General features: G+C 72.6%; 13 protein-coding genes. 3 read left to right on the top strand and 10 right to left on the bottom strand.

The window, feature by feature from the left end:
• Window positions 1-152: 152 nt before the first annotated feature.
• The 4 genes from VMF70_05615 to VMF70_05600 form a co-directional block, all read right to left on the bottom strand.
• Window positions 153-824 (bottom strand): ABC transporter ATP-binding protein, encoded by a 672-nt coding sequence (locus VMF70_05615; GenBank protein HTT67488.1) that lies wholly within the window; start codon window positions 822-824, stop codon window positions 153-155.
• Window positions 825-1,019: 195 nt separating this feature from the next.
• Window positions 1,020-2,252: an efflux RND transporter periplasmic adaptor subunit gene (locus VMF70_05610; GenBank protein HTT67487.1), complete on the bottom strand. Its 1,233-nt coding sequence runs from the start codon at window positions 2,250-2,252 to the stop codon at window positions 1,020-1,022.
• A gap of 151 nt (window positions 2,253-2,403) precedes the next feature.
• On the bottom strand, window positions 2,404-2,610 hold the full coding sequence (locus tag VMF70_05605; GenBank protein ID HTT67486.1) for a cold-shock protein: 207 nt from the start codon (window positions 2,608-2,610) through the stop codon (window positions 2,404-2,406).
• A 194-nt stretch (window positions 2,611-2,804) separates the two neighbouring features.
• Window positions 2,805-3,884 carry a fatty acid desaturase gene (locus tag VMF70_05600; GenBank protein HTT67485.1) on the bottom strand — a complete coding sequence of 360 codons (1,080 nt, stop codon included), beginning with the start codon at window positions 3,882-3,884 and terminating at the stop codon, window positions 2,805-2,807.
• Between the two features lie 141 nt (window positions 3,885-4,025).
• Here VMF70_05600 and VMF70_05595 point away from each other — a divergent pair, with 141 nt between their 5' ends.
• Window positions 4,026-6,554 (top strand): discoidin domain-containing protein, encoded by a 2,529-nt coding sequence (locus VMF70_05595; protein ID HTT67484.1) that lies wholly within the window; start codon window positions 4,026-4,028, stop codon window positions 6,552-6,554.
• Window positions 6,551-9,406, top strand: coding sequence for a galactose-1-epimerase (locus VMF70_05590; protein HTT67483.1), 2,856 nt, complete (start codon window positions 6,551-6,553; stop codon window positions 9,404-9,406). The genes VMF70_05595 and VMF70_05590 overlap by 4 nt, the downstream gene beginning before the upstream one ends.
• An 84-nt stretch (window positions 9,407-9,490) precedes the next feature.
• Here the strand turns inward: VMF70_05590 and VMF70_05585 are convergent, their stop codons facing one another.
• The gene (locus VMF70_05585; GenBank protein HTT67482.1) at window positions 9,491-11,686 is read right to left on the bottom strand and encodes a hypothetical protein; all 2,196 of its coding nucleotides are present in this window, start codon (window positions 11,684-11,686) and stop codon (window positions 9,491-9,493) included.
• Window positions 11,687-11,842: 156 nt separating this feature from the next.
• On the opposite strand from VMF70_05585, the gene VMF70_05580 reads away from it, so the two are divergent.
• Window positions 11,843-12,427 carry a hypothetical protein gene (locus tag VMF70_05580; protein ID HTT67481.1) on the top strand — a complete coding sequence of 195 codons (585 nt, stop codon included), beginning with the start codon at window positions 11,843-11,845 and terminating at the stop codon, window positions 12,425-12,427.
• On the opposite strand, the gene VMF70_05575 is transcribed toward VMF70_05580, so the two are convergent.
• From VMF70_05575 to VMF70_05555, 5 genes are all read right to left on the bottom strand, one after another.
• Window positions 12,424-12,747, bottom strand: a complete 324-nt coding sequence (locus tag VMF70_05575; GenBank protein ID HTT67480.1) for a hypothetical protein — start codon at window positions 12,745-12,747, stop codon at window positions 12,424-12,426. The genes VMF70_05580 and VMF70_05575 overlap by 4 nt on opposite strands.
• Window positions 12,748-12,932: 185 nt before the next feature.
• The gene (locus VMF70_05570; GenBank protein ID HTT67479.1) at window positions 12,933-13,580 is read right to left on the bottom strand and encodes a hypothetical protein; all 648 of its coding nucleotides are present in this window, start codon (window positions 13,578-13,580) and stop codon (window positions 12,933-12,935) included.
• Entirely contained in the window at window positions 13,577-14,632 is a 1,056-nt protein-coding gene (locus VMF70_05565; protein HTT67478.1) for a hypothetical protein, read from the bottom strand. The genes VMF70_05570 and VMF70_05565 overlap by 4 nt, the downstream gene beginning before the upstream one ends.
• On the bottom strand, window positions 14,629-16,074 hold the full coding sequence (locus VMF70_05560) for a serine/threonine-protein kinase (protein ID HTT67477.1): 1,446 nt from the start codon (window positions 16,072-16,074) through the stop codon (window positions 14,629-14,631). Before VMF70_05560 ends, VMF70_05565 begins: the two co-directional genes overlap by 4 nt.
• On the bottom strand, window positions 16,071-17,651 hold a 1,581-nt coding region (locus tag VMF70_05555), incomplete at its 5' end, for a hypothetical protein (protein ID HTT67476.1). The genes VMF70_05555 and VMF70_05560, both read right to left, overlap by 4 nt.

The raw sequence follows: 17,651 nt of genomic DNA, 5'->3' as shown, positions 1-17,651 counted from the left end.
CGATTCGCTGCCGACTTCGGCGCTCGCGTGCAGGGTCGTCACCACCGACCGCAGGGAGGCGAACAGGAACAGCGCCAGCGCCACGCTCAGCGTGGTCAGGACCGAGCGGCGCTTGTGGCGCGTGAGGTTCGCCCAGACGAGCGGGAAGAACTTCACGCGGTCAGCACTCCCTTGTCGAGGTGCAGGCTGCGGCCCGCGGCCTGCGCCGCGTGCGGGTCGTGCGTGACCATCAGGATCGTCTTGTGGTACTCGCGGTTCAGCCGCTGCAGCAGCTCCAGGATCTCGGCCGCCGACTTCGCGTCGAGCTGCCCGGTCGGCTCGTCGAGCAGGATGATCGTGGGGTCCGACACGATCGCCCGCGCGATCGCGACCCGCTGCTCCTGCCCGCCCGAGAGCTGCCGCGGGAAATGCTCGGCGCGGTCGGTGAGGCCCACCACGCCCAGCGCGGTCATCACGTGCTCGTGGCGCTCCGCCTTGGAGAGGCGCGTCAGCAGCAGCGGCAGCTCGACGTTCTGATACGCGGTCAGAACCGGCAGCAGGTTGTACGACTGGAAGACGAAGCCCACGTGCCGCGCCCGCCAGTCGGCGAGCTGGCCGGGCCCCATGGCGCTCACCTCCACGCCGCCCACCGTGACCGTCCCGGCGCTGGGCCGGTCGAGACCGGCCACCAGGTTGAGCAGCGTGGACTTCCCGCTGCCCGACGGTCCCATCAGCGCGGTGAAGCTGCCCTCGGCGAACTCCAGGTCCAGGTCGTCGAAGACGGTAATGGGCTGCGAATCGCGCTGAAAATGCTTGCTCAGGTTCCGGAGCACGACGAGGGACAAGGGCGCCTCACGGACAAGTGAGAGGTGAGGGGGTAAGAAGGCAGACGTATGCGTAAGATGTGAGAAGTTTAGGTGAGAGGGTCGCCGGCCGCCACCTCTCGCGCCATCGGCCTCTCACCTCTCACGCCATCGGCCTCTCACCTCTCACCTCTCACCTGAACGTCTCACCTCTCACCCCTCACCTCTCACCTGGCTTCACGGCTTCACCCTCACCCGCAGGCCGGGCGACGGGCTCTCGACGCCGCCCACCAGCAGCGTCTCGCCGCCCGCGAGCCCCGAACGCACCTCGCGCATGCCGCCGCTCGTGGGACCGGCGTCCACGATGCGGCGCTCGAGCCGGCCGTTCGCCACCACCCAGACGACCGTCTCCGCGCCGTCGGTATGGACGGCATCGGCCGGCACGCTGACCCGCGGGCGGGACGTCGCCGCGGCGGCGCCGCGCGCGCCCGCCAGGAACTCCACGCGAGCGCCCATCTCCGGCAGGATGCGCGGGTCGTGGTCGAGGATGGACACCTTCACCTGCACGGTGGCCTTCTGGCGGTCGGCCGTCGGCACGACCAGGCGCACGGACCCGCGGAACGTGGTGTCGGGGTAGGCGTCGAGCGTGATCCGCGCGGGCTCGCCCGTACGGATGCCCGAGATGTACGCCTCGTTGACGTCCACCTCCACCTCGAGCGTCGCGAAGTCGGCCATGGTGACGACGGCGCCGCGCGTGAGGCCGCCGCCCACCGACGGCGCCACCACCTCGCCCACCTCCGCGTCCTTGCTCAGCACGGTGCCCGTGAACGGGGCCCGGATCAGCGTGTTCTCCAGGTTGGCGCGGGCCACGCCGAGCGCGGCGGCCGCCGCGTCCACGCGCGACGACTCCGCCTGCGCGCGGGCCACCGCCTGCGCGGCGCGGCTGTCGGCCGAATCGAGGCCCTGCTGCGAAATGAGCTGCGCGTTCTGCGCATGGACGTCGTGGGCCCGGCGCGCCTCGCGCACCAGCTCGTCGCGGTCCGCGCGCGCCTCGATCAGCGTCGCCTGCTCGGCCGCGACGTTCGCCTGCGCCTGCCCGACCGCCGCGGTGTAGTCGGCGTTGTCGAGGCGTGCGATCAGCTGTCCCGCCACGACGTGCGAGCCTTCGGACACGCCGAGGTACGCCAGGCGGCCCGGCAGCTTGGCCGACACCGCGGCCTGCGTGCGCGCCACGACGTAGCCGTTGGCCACGACGCCCGAGCCGCCCGACGGCCCACCGCCCACCAGCGTCGCGGTCGCCACGCGCACCACCGGCGCCCCGCCGCGCCGCAGGGCCCACACGGCGGCGGCGATGAGGACGAGCGCCCCCGCGGCGATGAGCACCGAGGTGCGCAACGCCCGCCGGACTCCGCGGGCGGGGACGTCCCGATTGATGGTCAGGCGCGAAAGATCGGGCGAGGGGGTGGTCATGGATGGTTCATTTCAACCTAGCGTACGGGGCCCGCTTGCGCACGGTTTCGCGGGCGGCCGCCAGGCGCGGCGCCCCGCACCCCGACGGCCCCGAAAATGAAAGCGCCGGCTCCTCGCGGAGCCGGCGCCGGTGAAGGGGCCCGACGCGAGGTCAGGCCGTAATCTTCCGCACGTTCGCGGCCTGCAGGCCCTTCGGGCCCTGCTTGACCTCGAACTCCACCCGATCGCCTTCCGAGAGCGAGCGGAATCCCTCTGCGATGATCGCGGTGTGATGCACGAAGACGTCCTGGCCGCCGTCCTGCTGGACGAACCCGAAACCCTTCGCGTCATTGAACCACTTCACCGTTCCCTGCGCCATACGAGACTACTCCTGAAAAGTTGGGCATCGCTGCCCGGTACACACCAGCCACCATGGCCAGTGCAAAGTCTATTACAGCAACAACACCGCCCGGGAGACGCCCCGCAGCGGTGCTGTCATGACATCCCCGACAAGCTGCTGCAAATGCGTGCGCGGTTCGACGGGCCCCAAGATGAAGCCCCACTACGGGTTTGTCAATCCCCCGCCGCCGCCCCGCGGTCAGCTCCTGGCCCGGCCAGGCGCCCGCCGTCCAGCGCCCGCCGCGCGCTCCCATAGCCCACCAGCGTGCCCCGCTCCTCGTCCCACAGCTTCAGGAACACGCACGCCAGGCTGTGCCGCAGCGTGAGCCGCGTCACGCGCTGCAACACCGGATTCTCGTCCAGGCACTGCTGGAGACGGTAGTTGGGGATCCGGCTGTTCAGATGGTGGATGTGGTGCAGGCCGATGTTGCCCGTCAGCCACTGCAGCACCCGCGGCAACGCGTAGTAGGAGCTGCCCCGCATCCCGGCCGCGAGGTAGTCCCACTGGGGCTCGTGCTCCCAGTACGTCTCCCGGAACTGGTGCTGGATGTAGAACAGCCACACGCCGAGCGACGACGCGAGCAGCGTGATGGGCAGCTGCACCATGAGGAAACGCCTCAGCCCGATCGTCAGCGCCATCACCCCCACCGTCGCCGCCAGCCCCAGGTCGGTCCAGTAGATGCTGCGACGCTCCCGCTTCCACGAGCGCGGCACCAGGGTGGGCAGCCGGTGCCGGATGACGAAGTGGATCGGAGGACCGATGCCGAACAGGACGAGCGGATTGCGATACAACCGGTAGCGGAGCCGCTGCCACCAGCTCCGCTCGCGGTACTCCCGGACCGTGAGGGTGTCGATGTCGCCGAAGCCGCGCCGCTCGAGATTGCCCGAGGTCGCGTGGTGCATGGCGTGGATCTTCCGCCAGTAATCGTATGGCGTCAGGGTGCAGATCCCGATCAGGAACCCGGTGAGGTTGCTGATCCGCGACGACGGGAAGAAGGCCCCGTGCCCGCAGTCGTGCTGGATGATGAACAGCCGGATGAGGAACGCCGCCGCCGGCACCGCCAGCAGCAGCGTGAGCCAGTACGCCCGGTCGACCACCAGCAGCATCAGCAGCCAGAGGGCGGCGAGCGGCACGGCCGTGTCCACGACCTGCCACAGGCTTCGCTTCCAATCCGGACGCTTGTAGGGCGCCAGGATGTCGAGCGCAACCGAGGGAGCCGGGACGGGGCCGTCGGGGCCGGGCGTGGACGTCACCGCCTCAATTTACTACGGACGGCGTCGGATATCGACGGCACGGCGCCGCGCGGGCCGGAGGCGAGCCTTCCCGCAATGGCGGACGGCCGCTCCGCTCCCTAGTATTGGGCCTCCTTGATCCGGCTCAGGAGCCGATAGCGGATGTTCGCCCGTCACCCGTCCCTGCGGCTCGCTCTCGCACTCGGACTCGCGGCCTGCTCGCGCGGCGGCGCGCCGATCCTCGATGCGAGGGCGCTGCTCGAGCGTCAGGCCCTGGGCAACCGGGACTGGGACTGGTTCGCGGCCAACATCCCGGCGTTCGAGTCGCCCGACTCCGCGATCGACGCGACGTACTACTACCGCTGGGACCTCCTGACCCGGCACCTCACCTACGGCGCCCCTGCCTCCGGCTACAGCTTCACGGAGTTTCTCGACCGGCCCTTCTGGTCGGGGGCCTACGGCGCGATCAGCTGCCCGTTGGGGCATCAACTCTACGAGGCGCGCTGGCTCGCGAACCGGCGCTACGCGCAGGACTACGCCCGCTACTGGTTCGAGACGCCGGGAGCGCAGCCGCGAAGCTACAGCAACTGGTACGGCGACGCGGTGTGGGCGCTGTTCCTGGTTCAGCCCGACACCGCATTCCTGCGCGCGATGCTGCCGCACATGCGCGCCCAGGTGGCCGGATGGGATGCGGAGCACTGGGATCCGGCGCACCGCCTCTACCACTGGGCGGGCATGCACGACGGGATGGAGCTCAACATCGACAGCCGGCAGACCGCGGACGTCTTCTCGGGCGCGGACGGCTACCGGCCCACGCTGAACAGTTACGTCTTCGCCGACGAGCGGGCCATCGCGCGTGCGTCGGCCTTGCTCGGCGACAGCGGCGTGGCGCGCGAGTTCGCTGCGCGGGCCGCAGACCTCAGGCGCCGGGTCGAGGACCGGCTGTGGGACCCCGCGCGGTCCTTCTTCTTCGAGGAGTTCGCGCACGACGAGAAGGGCGGCATCCGCGCCGGCACCCGGACCTGGGAGTCGGGCCCGCGGGCGGGGGACCCGCACGGCCGAGAGGAGATCGGGTTCGTCCCCTGGCAGTTCGACCTGCCGGACTCCGGCTACGAGTCGGCGTGGCGCTTCCTGATGGACAGCTCGTTCTTCTTCTCGGCGCGGGGGCCCACCACGGCGGAGCGCCACGACCCGCTGTTCTACGTATCGCCGCAGTGCTGCTGGTGGAGCGGGAACGAGTGGCCGTACGCGACCACCCAGACGCTGGTCGCGATGGCCAATCTGCTGGACGACTACCACCAGGCCGTCGTCACCAAGGCCGACTACTTCCGCCTCTTCACGACCTACACGCTGGACCAGCGCTGGCACGGCCGGCCGTACATCGCCGAATCGGCCGACCCGGACAACGGCTCATGGGAGGGCGCCAACTCGTTCTACCACAGCGAGCACTACTTCCACTCCGGGTACGTGGACCTGGTGATCACGGGGCTGGTGGGTCTGCGGCCGCGCGCCGACGACACGCTCGAGGTCCGGCCGCTCGCGCCCGACGCGTGGCCCTACTTCGCGCTCGACGCCGTCGCCTATCACGGGCACCGCGTGGCCGTGATCTGGGACCGGGACGGCAGCCGCTACCACCGCGGGCGCGGCCTGCTGCTGTTCGTGGACGGCCGGCGCGTAGCCGCCGCGCCGCGCCTGGGGCGCCTCGCGGCACCGCTGGGACCGGGACGGCCACTTCCGGCGGTGGAACGACCGGTCAACCTGGCCGTGAACAACGACGGCACGCCGTACCCGCGACTCACGGCCTCCTTCAGCGCGCCCACCACGCCGCCGTTCTACGCCAACGACGGCAACTACTGGTACGACGCGGCGCCGGCCAACCGCTGGACCCCGGCCGGTTCCGGCAACACGAGCGACTGGATCGTCCTCGACTTCGGGATCGCGCGACCGGTGGATCGCCTCGCGCTGTACTTCGTGGACGACGGCGGCGCCGTGCGCGCGCCACTCCGCTACGACGTCGAGCAGTGGCGGGGATCACGATGGGTGCGGATTGCCGGCCAGCAGCGCACCCCCGCGCGGGCCACAGGCCACCGCGCCAACGTGGTGGAGTTTCGGCGGATCCGGACGCCGCGCATCCGGCTGGTGCTCACCCATCGGCCCGGGGCGACGAGCGGCCTCACGGAGCTGGAGGCGTGGGCCCACGTGCCGTTGCCCCTGCCGGCGCCGACGGCGCCGGTGCACGACCTCGCGTACAACCCGACCGGCCGCGGCTTCCCTCGCGCGTCGGCGTCCTTCACGTCGCGCTTCGACAGCGTCGCCGAGGTGAACGACGGCCGGATCGCCTTCACCCGCGCGTCCCACAATCGCTGGACGGCGTACGGGTCGCCGCACCGGAGCGACTGGGTCGAGATCGCCTTCGGCGCGCGACGCACGGTGCGGGCGGTGGACCTCTACCTGTGGGGCGACAGCGGCGGCGTGAAGGCGCCGCGGCGCTATACGGTGCAGTATTGGGATGGGCGCGGCTGGTCGGATGCCCGCGTGAGGATGCAGACGCCGGCCCGCCCCGAGACCTGGGCGCTCAACACGGTCCTGATCGCGCCCGTCGAGACCGAGAAGATCCGCGTCGTGTTCGAGCACGATCTGCCGGCAGTTGCCGGCGTCACCGAGCTGATGGTCCGGGACACCCTGCCATGACGAACTTCCACACCGCGCGGGCGCCGCTCGCGCTCGCCATCCTCGCCCTCGCGGGCGGCGCGCGCGCCGCGCAGCTCCGCGCCCAGGACACGCTGCCCGCGCTCCAGACGCGCTGGGCCCGCGAGGTCACGCCGGAGCACGTGCTGCCCGAGTACCCGCGCCCGCAGCTGGTGCGGGCCGCGTGGCAGAACCTCAACGGGCTGTGGGACTACGCGCTCGCGGCGAAGGACGCGCCGCAGCCCTCCGCGTGGGACGGAAGGATCCTGGTGCCCTTCCCCATCGAGTCGCAGCTGAGCCGGGTGCGCCGCGCGGTCGGGGACAGCAGCCGGCTCTGGTATCATCGCACCTTCCGAGCGCCCCGCCTCGCGCGCGGCGGACACCTGCTGCTGCACTTCGGCGCCGTCGACTGGGATGCCGCGGTGTACCTCAACGGCCGGCAGGTCGGCGAGCACCGCGGCGGCTACGATCCGTTCACCCTCGACGTCACGGGCGCCCTCAAGCCGGGCGCCGCGCAGGACCTGGTGGTGAGTGCATGGGATCCCACCGACCGGGGCCCGCAGCCGCGCGGCAAGCAGGTCCTCCGTCCGCGGAGCATCTGGTACACCGCCGTCACCGGCATCTGGCAGACGGTGTGGCTGGAGCCCGTACTCCGCGAGCACGTGGCCGGCCTGGTGGTCACGCCGGACGTGGACGCCGGCGCGGTGCGCCTGCGGGTCACGGTGGAGGGCGGCACGGCCGCGACGCACATGACGGTGACCGTGCTCGACGGCGCCCGGCCGGTCGCGGTCGCCGGTGTCCCGGCCGACAGCGCCGTGACCCTCCCCATCGCCCGGCCGCGGCTCTGGTCGCCCGGACATCCGTTCCTGTACGGCCTGGCGGTGCGGCTCTCGGGCGGCGACGCCGTGCGGAGCTACTTCGGGATGCGGAAGATCGCGGTCTCCGCGGACGGCGCCGGCGTCAACCGGCTGTTCCTCAACGGCCAGCCGCTGTTCGAGCTCGGCACCCTCGACCAGGGGTTCTGGCCCGACGGCATCTACACCGCGCCGACCGAGGACGCCCGGCGCTTCGACCTCGTCACGCTGCGCGGGCTCGGCTTCAACCTGATCCGCAAGCACGTGAAGGTGGAGCCCGAGCGCTGGTACTACGACTGCGATTCGCTCGGCCTCCTGGTCTGGCAGGACATGCCCAGCGGGGACAACGACACCGATGCGGGCCGCGCGGAGTTCGCCGCGGAGCTCGAGCACGTCGTGGACGCGCTGCGCAACCATCCCTCGATCGTGATGTGGGTGCCGTTCAACGAGGGGTGGGGCCAGCACGACACGGAGCGGACCGTCGCCTGGCTCAAGGCGCACGACCCTTCGCGCCTGGTGGACGACGCCAGCGGCTGGACCGACCGGCGGGTGGGCGACGTGATGGACGTGCACGACTACCCGGGCCCCGCGATGCCGGCGCTCGAGGCGCGCCGTGCCGCGGTGCTCGGGGAATTCGGCGGGCTCGGCCTGCCGCTGGCCGGCCACCTGTGGATCGAGCGGGGCGCGTGGGGCTACCGCCGCTTCGGCACGACCGACTCGCTGTGGTCGGCCTGGCGCGCGCTCCTGGCGCGACTGCGCCCGCTGGTGCGGGACGGCCTGGCGGCGGCGGTGTACACCCAGACCACGGACGTCGAGCTCGAGGTCAACGGGCTGATGACCTACGACCGCGCCGTCGTGAAGCTTCCTCCCGAGGCGGCGGGCGAGATCGCGCAGCTGGTGGCCGCGCCGCCGGAGCCGGCGTCCTCAACCCAGCAAGGAGCGCGCGTGACCCGATCGGATTTCGGCACCACGCCGGCCGGTGAGGCCGTGGACCTCTTCACGCTCACCAACGCGCACGGGCTGGTGGTGCGCGCGACGACCTACGGCGGGATCGTCACCTCCATCGAGACCCCCGACCGCACGGGGAAGCTCGGCGACGTCGCGCTCGGCTACGACAGCCTCGCCGGGTACCTCAGGGCCACGCCCTACTTCGGCGCTATCGTCGGCCGCTACGGCAACCGCATCGCCCGCGCGCAGTTCACGCTCGACGGCACCACCTACCACCTGCCGGCCAACGACGGGCCGAATACGCTGCACGGCGGCACGGTCGGCTTCGACAAGGTGGTGTGGGAAGCCGAGCCGTTCTGGGGCGACAGCGGGGTCGGGGTCGCCTTTTCGCGCACCAGCCCCGACGGCGACCAGGGCTTCCCGGGCCGGCTCGAGGTGCGCGTGACCTACACGCTCACCAACCGGGACGAGCTGGTGGTCGAGTACCACGCCACCACCGACAAGGCGACGCCGGTGAACCTGACCCAGCACACGTACTTCAACCTCGCGGGCGACGGATCCGGCGACGTGCTGCGCCACGTGATGTGGATCAACGCCGACCGCTACACGCCCGTGGACTCGACCCTGATCCCCACCGGCGCGCTCGAGCCGGTCGCCGGCACGCCGTTCGACTTCACCACGCCGACCGCGATCGGGGCGCGCATCGCGCAGGCCGACGAGCAGCTGCGGCGCGCGCGCGGCTACGACCACAACTTCGTGCTGAACCGCCAGGGCCCGGTCCTGGTGCACGCCGCGCGCGTCGTCGAGCCCACGACGGGCCGCACCCTCGACGTGTTCACGACCGAGCCGGGACTCCAGTTCTACACGGGGAACTTCCTCGACGGCAGCATCACCGGGAAAGGCGGTCACGTGTACCGCCACCGCAACGGCTTCTGCCTCGAGACGCAGCACTACCCCGACTCGCCGAACCAGGCCGCCTTCCCCACCACGATCCTGCGCCCCGGCGAGGTCTATCGCTCGCGCACGGTCTTCGCGTTCGGGGTGAGCCCGTAGCGGCCGCACGGTGACGGTCACGCCGTAGCGCGATCGGCGTGCGGGGGCGGGTCAGCCGGCATCCGGCCCGCCCCCCCTGCGGCCTCACAGGCCGCCGACGCTGAAGCCGAAGCGGAATCGCCGGGTGGGGTACGAGGACAGCTGCCAGGTGAAGTGCACGCCCAGGTCGAGCGGCGAGAGGAACGGCGTCAGGTTGCCGAGCCCGAAGCCCGCCTCGGTGTAGGGCCTCGGCGCGGTGGTGAGCAGCGAGTCACCCGGAAACGCCGGGTGGCTCGCGAACCCCGTCCAGAACGCCCCCCCGTGGAGGCTCAAGGTGAAGGGGAGTCGCAGCAGCAGGTGATCGAAGTCGTGGCGGACGACGACCATCGCCGCGCGGTTGCCGGAGAAGTTGGTCTCGGCCAGCGTGTTGAAGCCGTTCCCCTGGAAGGTCAGGAACTCCATTCCGAAGTCGACCGTGAAGTAGCGTTGCGGCGGCACCCAGCCGGTGGCGATGCCGGCGGCGCCGGAGACGGTGGTCGTGCCCCAGATGGTGCGCTGCCGGCGCTCGACCACGAGCGAGTAGCGCCGGTAGGAGAAATCGCTCGCCAGGAGATCGTGCGCGGAGATCTCGGCGCCGAGCGTGACGCGGGTCCAGGCCGGCGCGCCCAGCGGCCGGTCGCTGCCACGCTCGCGCAGCAGCTGGCGCGAATCCCACGTCACCGCTCCGGCGAGGGAGCGCAGCCTCCCGGCCGCCACCGGCGGGTTCGGCCGGACCGGATGCCGCGTGGTGTCGCCGAAGACGACGAGCGGGAGACTCGACTGGCGGGCGTCGAGATAGGCGACCTCGAGGCGCACGAGGTCGAGCAGGTCGGTGCCGGCCGTGAGCCCTCCGCCCCGCTCCCGGTAGTAGTCGAGCGGATCGAGCCGCGCGAACAGCGCACGATAGGTCGGGTTGTAGCCGCCCGAGACCAGCGTCGGTGCGCTCTGGGTCGCGTCGTGGAAGAACCAGCCCACCCACGTCCGGCGCGCCTCGGAGAGCCGCACGCGGCCGCCGACCTCGTACTGCCAGGCCTCGGCGCCGAGGGCGTAGCCCGCCTTGGTGCGGAGGACGAGGCCATCGGCGACCGGCCAGTCGCGGCCCGCCCCGAGATACGTGCCGTCCACCCGGTTGTAGTGGAAGAAGTCGGGGTTGGCCGCGAGCCCGGCGACGACGCCGACGCCCTGCCGCGCCCGCATCAGGAAGCCGGGCGGGCGCCGCTCCACGGAGTCCGCCCGCGCCTGCGCGGCGCTCTCCGCATCACTGAGCGGCACAGCGTCCGGGGCGGACCATATCGAATCGGGGCGCCGGTCGGCCCCGTCGCGGACGACGATGCGGAACTCGCCGACGCCGGCGGGAGCCTGGCCGCCGAACTGGAAGCTGTCGAGCCGAGTCACCTCCTCGAACCGCACGTGCCCGGGCAGCCGCGGCACCGGGATGCCGGCCACCTCCTCCGGCAGCCTGGGACCGGTGATCCGCGGCCGCGCTTCCCCACTCAGCCGTATCTCCACCGGCAGCCAGCGGCCGCCGCCGACGTCGGTGTCGCGTTCCTGGTAGCGGAGATTCAGCACGGACGGGAGGCGGACGGCCGCGGTGACGCCGAGGTCCATCGCCACGACGTCGCAGCCGGAGTCGGCCACCTGCATGGTGCCGACGAACAGCGGCGCCGAGCCGGAACGCGGCACGACGGCGAGGCGGAATACGCGCCGCCCGCCGACCACCAGCGTGTCGAGCATCCGGAAGTCGTAGCGGTCCACCATGCGATCGGCGAGCGGGTAGGCGGCCGCCACGTCGTCCGCGGCGGAGGACCCGCGGCGCCAGGCGCCACGGCCGAACCCGACGCGCTCGCCCGGCCCGAAGTCGAGGTTACGCGTGAGAGGAATGCGGTCGCGGTCGAAGTCGGCCACGTCGCGAATGCCGACGGCGCTCCCATCCGAGCCCGTCCCGCCCCAGCGGCGTCGTGCCACCACCGTCTCCTGCCAGGTGCCGGGGTGGCGCGCGTAGATGGTGCTGCGGCTCTCACCCAGGAACAGCACCGAGCGGGCGGAGTCGGGTGGCGCGCCGGCGTCGCGGACGACCAGCTTGGTGGAGGCGGCGTAGCGGAACGCCCCGGCCGCACGCAGCGCCTCGCGGCGGCGCTCGACCGCACAGCGCGCGATGGCACCAGCGTCGGCTCCGACGCCCGCCTCCGAGCCGGGAGGCGGCGCCGCAGGCTCCTGCGCCGCGGCCTTGCCGCCGGCGAGAGCCAGCCCGAGGAGCACCACGGCGCGTCGCCTGCAACGAGGCCACATCAGAGGTGCGCTACCCATGCGGCGCAGGCAGGTTCCAGCAGAGTGGCCCGCGCCCTTGCGGCGCGCCCTCGGCGTCGGCAGGGTTGTCGGTGACCCGCGCGAGCCGCGTGGGCCCCGAGGAGGAGGCAGATGGCGGGAGAGCGTCGGTGGCTCGTGGCGGTGGTCGCGCTCGCGGGCTGCGCCCACCTCAAGGCCGGAGCCGCGGGCGACAGCCCGTGCGAGCCGGTCGCCGGCCGGCTCGAGGCGGGCGCGGACACCCGCGACATGGCCGGCCGGTTCGTCCTCACCATGGTGGCGACCGGCGGGGCGCACACCGGCCGGACCGTGACCGGCTTCCTGACGCTGCTACCCCAGGACAGTGCCTGGACGGCGGCCGAGGGGGCGATGCAGTCCCTGCGCGGGACGACGGACATTCCACTCGACAGCGTGGGCGCGGTGCGGATGGGCGAGCTCGGAGCGGCGGATCCGGCCGCGCCGGGGGTCGGCGTCTACGAGCAGCGCGCGGAGGCCGGCGGCGCGCCGACGGTGGTGGTGCGGCTCGGCTCGGCGTCGAACGCGCGAGGCCTGCAGGCCTTCGACGCGGGCCATACCACCCTGTACGTTCGCAGGATCACTCGCGACGGCTTCGCGGGCGGGTGGGCGAGCAGCGCCGGCTCGACGTTCCCGATGCGGCACGCGCAGGGCTACTTCTGCGCCGTGCGCTCCCCGTCCTAGCGGCCGGTGCCCGGCGCCTCGGGCGCGCTGGCCGGCCCGTTGGCGTCGTCCGCCCTCGCCTTCATGCTGGGATCGGCCCCGATCAGGTCCACCACCCACATCGACTTGCCCGCGACCTGCTCCGTGGCATAGACCACGGCGGTGCGGATCCGCCCGCCGACCAGCGTGAGCCGCAGCACTTCGCCCACGCGGTACTGGTCGCGCGCCGTGCAGAAGAAGAACCCACGCCAGGCCCCGAGGATGGACTCGTGCAGAGACACCTTGACCGATTCGATCGACGGGCCGTGCTCGCGGTCGACGCGCGCGATGAAGTCGTTCATGGACCATACATAGGACGCGGGCGTCAATCCGGCGTCATTCGGGCCTCGCACGAACGAGCCCCGGCGGGCCGCAACCCGCTGGGGCTCATGGGGATCGGCGCGCCGCTCGAGCGCGGGCGCCGTCGTTGGGCCGGCTCCACGCCGCCCGGTGGATCCGGGCGTGGCGCCCTCGTGCGCCGCGCTCGCTAGCGGCCTCCGACCCCGACCGACACCAGAACCGACTGCAGGGCTTCGGTGCGGGCACCGCTCTTGAGGCTGGCCTGGTCCACGGCGTACGCCAGCCGCGCCCACAGCGCCGAGCCGGGGATCCGCATCGTCACGCCGGCCTCGGCGCCGCGGGCGCCGGAGCCGCCGGGATCCACGTTGGCGTTCGCGATGACGGCGACCCAGCCCTCGAGCGACGCCGCGAGCACGCCCGCGATGACCTCCTCGTCGGCGTGAGCGTGCGCCTCCCACGTCACCCAGCGCTCCGTGCTCCCCGGCGCGGAGTAGGCGCGCAGGTGCGGCCCGGCCTTGAGGAGCAGCCACGGCGTCACCCGCCCGGAGACCAGGATGCTGGCCTCGGCGACGCTCCGCGCGGCGGCGCTCGCCGAGCTGGACGCCAGGCGGCCCTGGGCGTAGGACACGTCCACGGCGAGCGGACGCAGCGCGATGCCGACCTGGCCGTACATCAGGGCGCCGGTCAGCGACTCCGCTCCACCCGGATAGCTGCTCGCGAAGTGCTGGCGGGCGAGGCCGAGGTCCACGCTCCCCAGGAACTGGGGGAGCTGGGCCGCCAGGGGCGCGGCGCGCAGCAGGCCGGCGAGCAGCAGACCCAGCACGCGCCCGTTCACGGCGCCCCCAGGACCTGGATCGCGCCGGCGCGGATCCGCAGGCGGACCTCCTGCCGACGCGCGACGTTCTGGGCGTGCACGGAGTCCACCTGCCGCTGCCACCCCAGGCGGAGCGTGCGGTTCGCCGCGATGTTCTCCAGGATCGGCTGCGGTCCGCGCTGGGCGCGGAAGCCGAGCACGCCGGCGGCCCCGAAGCCGGCCGCGACCAGCAGGCGGTCGGTGGACGCGCGGAACTTCCCCGCGATGAGGGACGGCAGCGCCAGCACGGCGACGACGCCGGCGGCCCCGGCGACCGCCCCGCGCACGCCGTTGCTGCCCGGGCGGTGTTCCGGCCTGAACAGCGAGGCCGCCGGGGGCGCCGGCAGCGGCAGCGTGTCCCGCCGCACGCGCGTGATGGCGAGCGGGATCGCCACCGAGCGGACCACGTGGCCGTCGCTGGCGCGCGAGTCCACCTGCAGCAGGTAGCGGCCGGTGTCCGGGGGACTCCCGTCGGTGGCCCGGCCGTCCCACGTGACCAGGAGGCTGTCCCCCACGTTGCCCTGGTAGATCGCCCTCAGCCGCGCGCCGCCCTGGCGGACGACCGCGACGTCGACCGGGTGAAACGTGGCGGCGTAGAGCCGGATGGGGAGCTGGTCGTGCCCGGTGCCGAGCTCCGTATCGGCCGGCACGACGACCGCGACCGCCCGGGTGATCACGCGGACCTGCTGGAACAGGCCGGAGACCTCGGGCGGAAACACCAGCTGGTCGATGTGGTAGCGCGGGTCGATGCGCAGCAGCCTGCCGAACAGCACGGCCGCGGTGTCGCGGTGGTCGCGATACAGCTCGGTGGCGGCGAGGTAGACGAGGGCGTGGACGCGGTCGCTGTCGGCCAGCGCCGTGGCCCCCTGCGCCGCCAGGGCGGCCCGGAGCAGCACCGCGGCGCTGTCGTAGTCCAGGTTCTGGTAGGCGTGGATGCCGTGCGTGACCTGCGCCGCCGGTGTCTGGGCGCGGGCAGCGCCCGCCACCGCGAGTGCGAGCGCGGCGGAGGCGACGAGGAGGCGGGTCGGCCTCACTGGTGCGGCACCAGCACGATGTCCGTGAGCCGGACGAGCTCACCGGGCTGGGCGGAGATCATCTTCTCGTACGGCTGGTAGCCCTCGCGCAGCACCCGGATCACGTGCGGACCCGAGAGCAGCATGATGTTGGCCCGCGGCGTGTTCCCGACCAGCTGGCCGTCGACATAGAGCTGTCCCCACGGCGAGGCGTTGACGAACAGCCGCGCGGGCTCGTCCATCCCGGGGAGCGACGGCTTGGCCGGCAGGTTGGGCCGGGGCTGGGGCGGGGGCGTGCGCGGCGTCGCGGAAGGCAGCGGCTGAAGCGAGACCAGTTCCGGGTGGCCGCTCCCCGGCCGGAACAGCCGGGCGATGCGGGGCCGCTGCCAGAGCACGATCAGGAGGAGCGGGACGACGACGGCGCCGATCTTCAGCAGGCGCCAGCGGAGGGGCGCGGTCGGAGGCTTCCAGTCCGTCTGGCGCAGCACGACGGTGGAGCTCCGCGACGACGCGCGCACCTCCGGCGCCGGCGCCGCGTGACCCTGGAGGGAGGCGACGAAGTCGAGGACGCCGGTGAACCGGTCCATCGGCTTCGGGCTCAGGGCGCGCTGGATCGCCTGGACGACGTGGCGCGGCACGTCCGGGAGGGACGCGCGGAGCTGCGCCTCCGTGGTGTTGTCCAGCGGCTCGCCGACGGGTCCGCCCGTCAGGCACTCGATCACCACCACCGCGAGCGCGTACTGGTCGGCGGACGGCGTCCAGAGATCCTCGGGCGCCGCGTACGGCGGGCGCGCCACCGCCGGCCGCGGCACGGCGGGCTCGCCCTCGGCCACGGGCTCGGGCGGGCGGACCGGCGGCGCCGGCGGCTCGAGCACGCGCGTCACCAGCAGGTCGCACAGGTGCACCCAGCCGTCGCCGTCGACCAGGATGTTCTCCGGCTTCAGCGCGCCGTGGACGATGCCCCGCCGGTGCGCGTAGTCGAGGCCGCTCGCGATCTGGGAGATGACGCGCAGGCAGCCCTTCAGGTCCATCGCGCCGCGCTGCAGGAGGAAGTTCCGCAGCGAGCGGCCGCTGATGTGCTCCATCGAGTACCAGTACAGGTGGTCGGTGCAGCCGCTGTCGAACACCGGCACGATGTGGGGGTGCTCGAGGGCGGCGACCGCCTCGATGGCGCGCCGGAACCGCTCGTCCAGGTCCGCGCGGTCCGCCGGGCGGGGCAGCACCTTGACGACGATGGGCCGGTTGGAGTGCTCGGCCCGGGCCACGTACACCGCGGTCGCGGCGCCGCGGCCGAGGAAGGTGTCGAGCCGGAACTGCTCGGCCAGCTCCTGCCGCGCGAGGTCGTCGATGACCTCGCTGTGCGGCGCCTCGACGGCGACGACGCCTTCGGGCACGAAACCGCACAGCTCGCAGCGGTTGACGAGCGGCGAAATCTCGGCGGAGCCGCAGTTGGGGCAGATCACGGCAGGGTGATGGTCGTCGAGATCACGTTGGTCAATCCGCTCGCCGCGAAATTCAGGGTGAATGGCCCCGAGCCCGTGATGGCCAGATCGATGAAGGTGGCCGTGCCCGAGGCATTGGTCAGCTGCGGCGTGGTGCCGCCGAGCGTCCCCGAGCCCGTGGCGATCGTGGCGGCCACCGAGACCCCGGACGACGCCACCGGGTTCCCGAACTGGTCCGCGACCTGGATCACCGGCTGCTGCAGGAATGCCACCCCGCTGGTCGCGCTGGACGAGGGTTCGGTGCTGATGATCAACTTGTTCGCCGTGCCGGCGCTCACCGTGAAGGACCCCGACGCCGGAAGGGTCGTCACCCCGCTCACCGTCGTCGAGGGCGTGAACGTGTAGGTGGTCGCGAGGTCCACGCTGAGTCCGTTGAACGTCGCGACCCCGCTCGAGACCGACGTCGCGCCGCCGCCCGTGAGGGTCGCCCCGCCCGGCACCGTCAGCGCCAGGGTCACCGTCCCGCTCGCCGACGTGACCACGTTCCCGTTGGCGTCTTCCACCGTCACCGTCACGGCCGGGCTCATCGTCGCCCCGGCCACCACGTTGGTCGGCTGTTGCGTCCACACCAGCTGGCTCGCCGCCCCTGCGCTCACCGCGAAGCTCCCGGAGGCCGGCAGCGTCGTCACGCCACTCACCGTGGTCGAGGGCGTGAACGTGTAGGTGCCCACCTTGTCGACCTTCAGCCCATTGAACGTCGCGACGCCGCTCGAGACCGACGTGGCGCCGCCACCCGTCAGCGTCGCGCCGCCCGGCACCGTCAGCGCCAGGGTCACCGTCCCGCTCGCCGACGTGACCACGTTCCCGTTGGCGTCTTCCACCGTCACCGTCACGGCCGGGCTCATCGTCGCCCCGGCCGCCACGGCGGTGGGCTGCTGCGTCCACACCAGCTGTTTCGCCGCCCCCGCGCTCACCGCGAAGCTACCCGATGCGGGGAGCGTCGTCACCCCGCTCACGGTGGTCGTCGGCGTGAACGTGTAGGTGCCCACCTTGTTCACGCTCAGGCCGTTGAACGTCGCGACCCCGCTCGCGACCGACGTCGCGCCGCCGCCCGTCAGCGTCGCGCCACCCGGCACCGTCAGCGCCAGGGTCACCGTCCCGCTCGCCGACGTGACGACGTTGCCGCCCGCGTCCTCGACGGTCACCGTGACCGCCGGCGCCATGGTCGCCCCGGCCACCACCGCGCTCGGCTGCTGCGTCCAGACCAGCTGCGTCGCCGTGCCCGCGCTCACTGCGAAGCTCCCGGAGGTCGGGAGCGTCGTCACGCCGGTGACCGTGGTCGTCGGCGTGAACGTATAGGTCCCCGCCTTGTTGACGCTCAGCCCGGCGAACGTCGCGACCCCGCTCGTCACCGTCGCCGCCCCGCCGCCCGTCAGGGTCACGCCCCCCGGCGAGCCGGTGAGCCCGAGCGTCACGGTCCCGCTCGCGGTCGTCACCACGTTCCCGCTCGCGTCTTCGACCGACACCGTCACGGCCGGACTCATCGTCGCCCCGGCCACCACGGCGCTCGGCTGCTGCGTCCACACCAGCTGCGTCGC

Source organism: Gemmatimonadales bacterium, assembly GCA_035502185.1.
In the GTDB taxonomy this organism is placed as follows: Bacteria; Gemmatimonadota; Gemmatimonadetes; order Gemmatimonadales; family JACORV01; genus Fen-1245.
The sequence above is the reverse complement of the archived record's forward strand: the minus strand, read 5'-3'. Positions and strand labels throughout refer to the sequence as shown.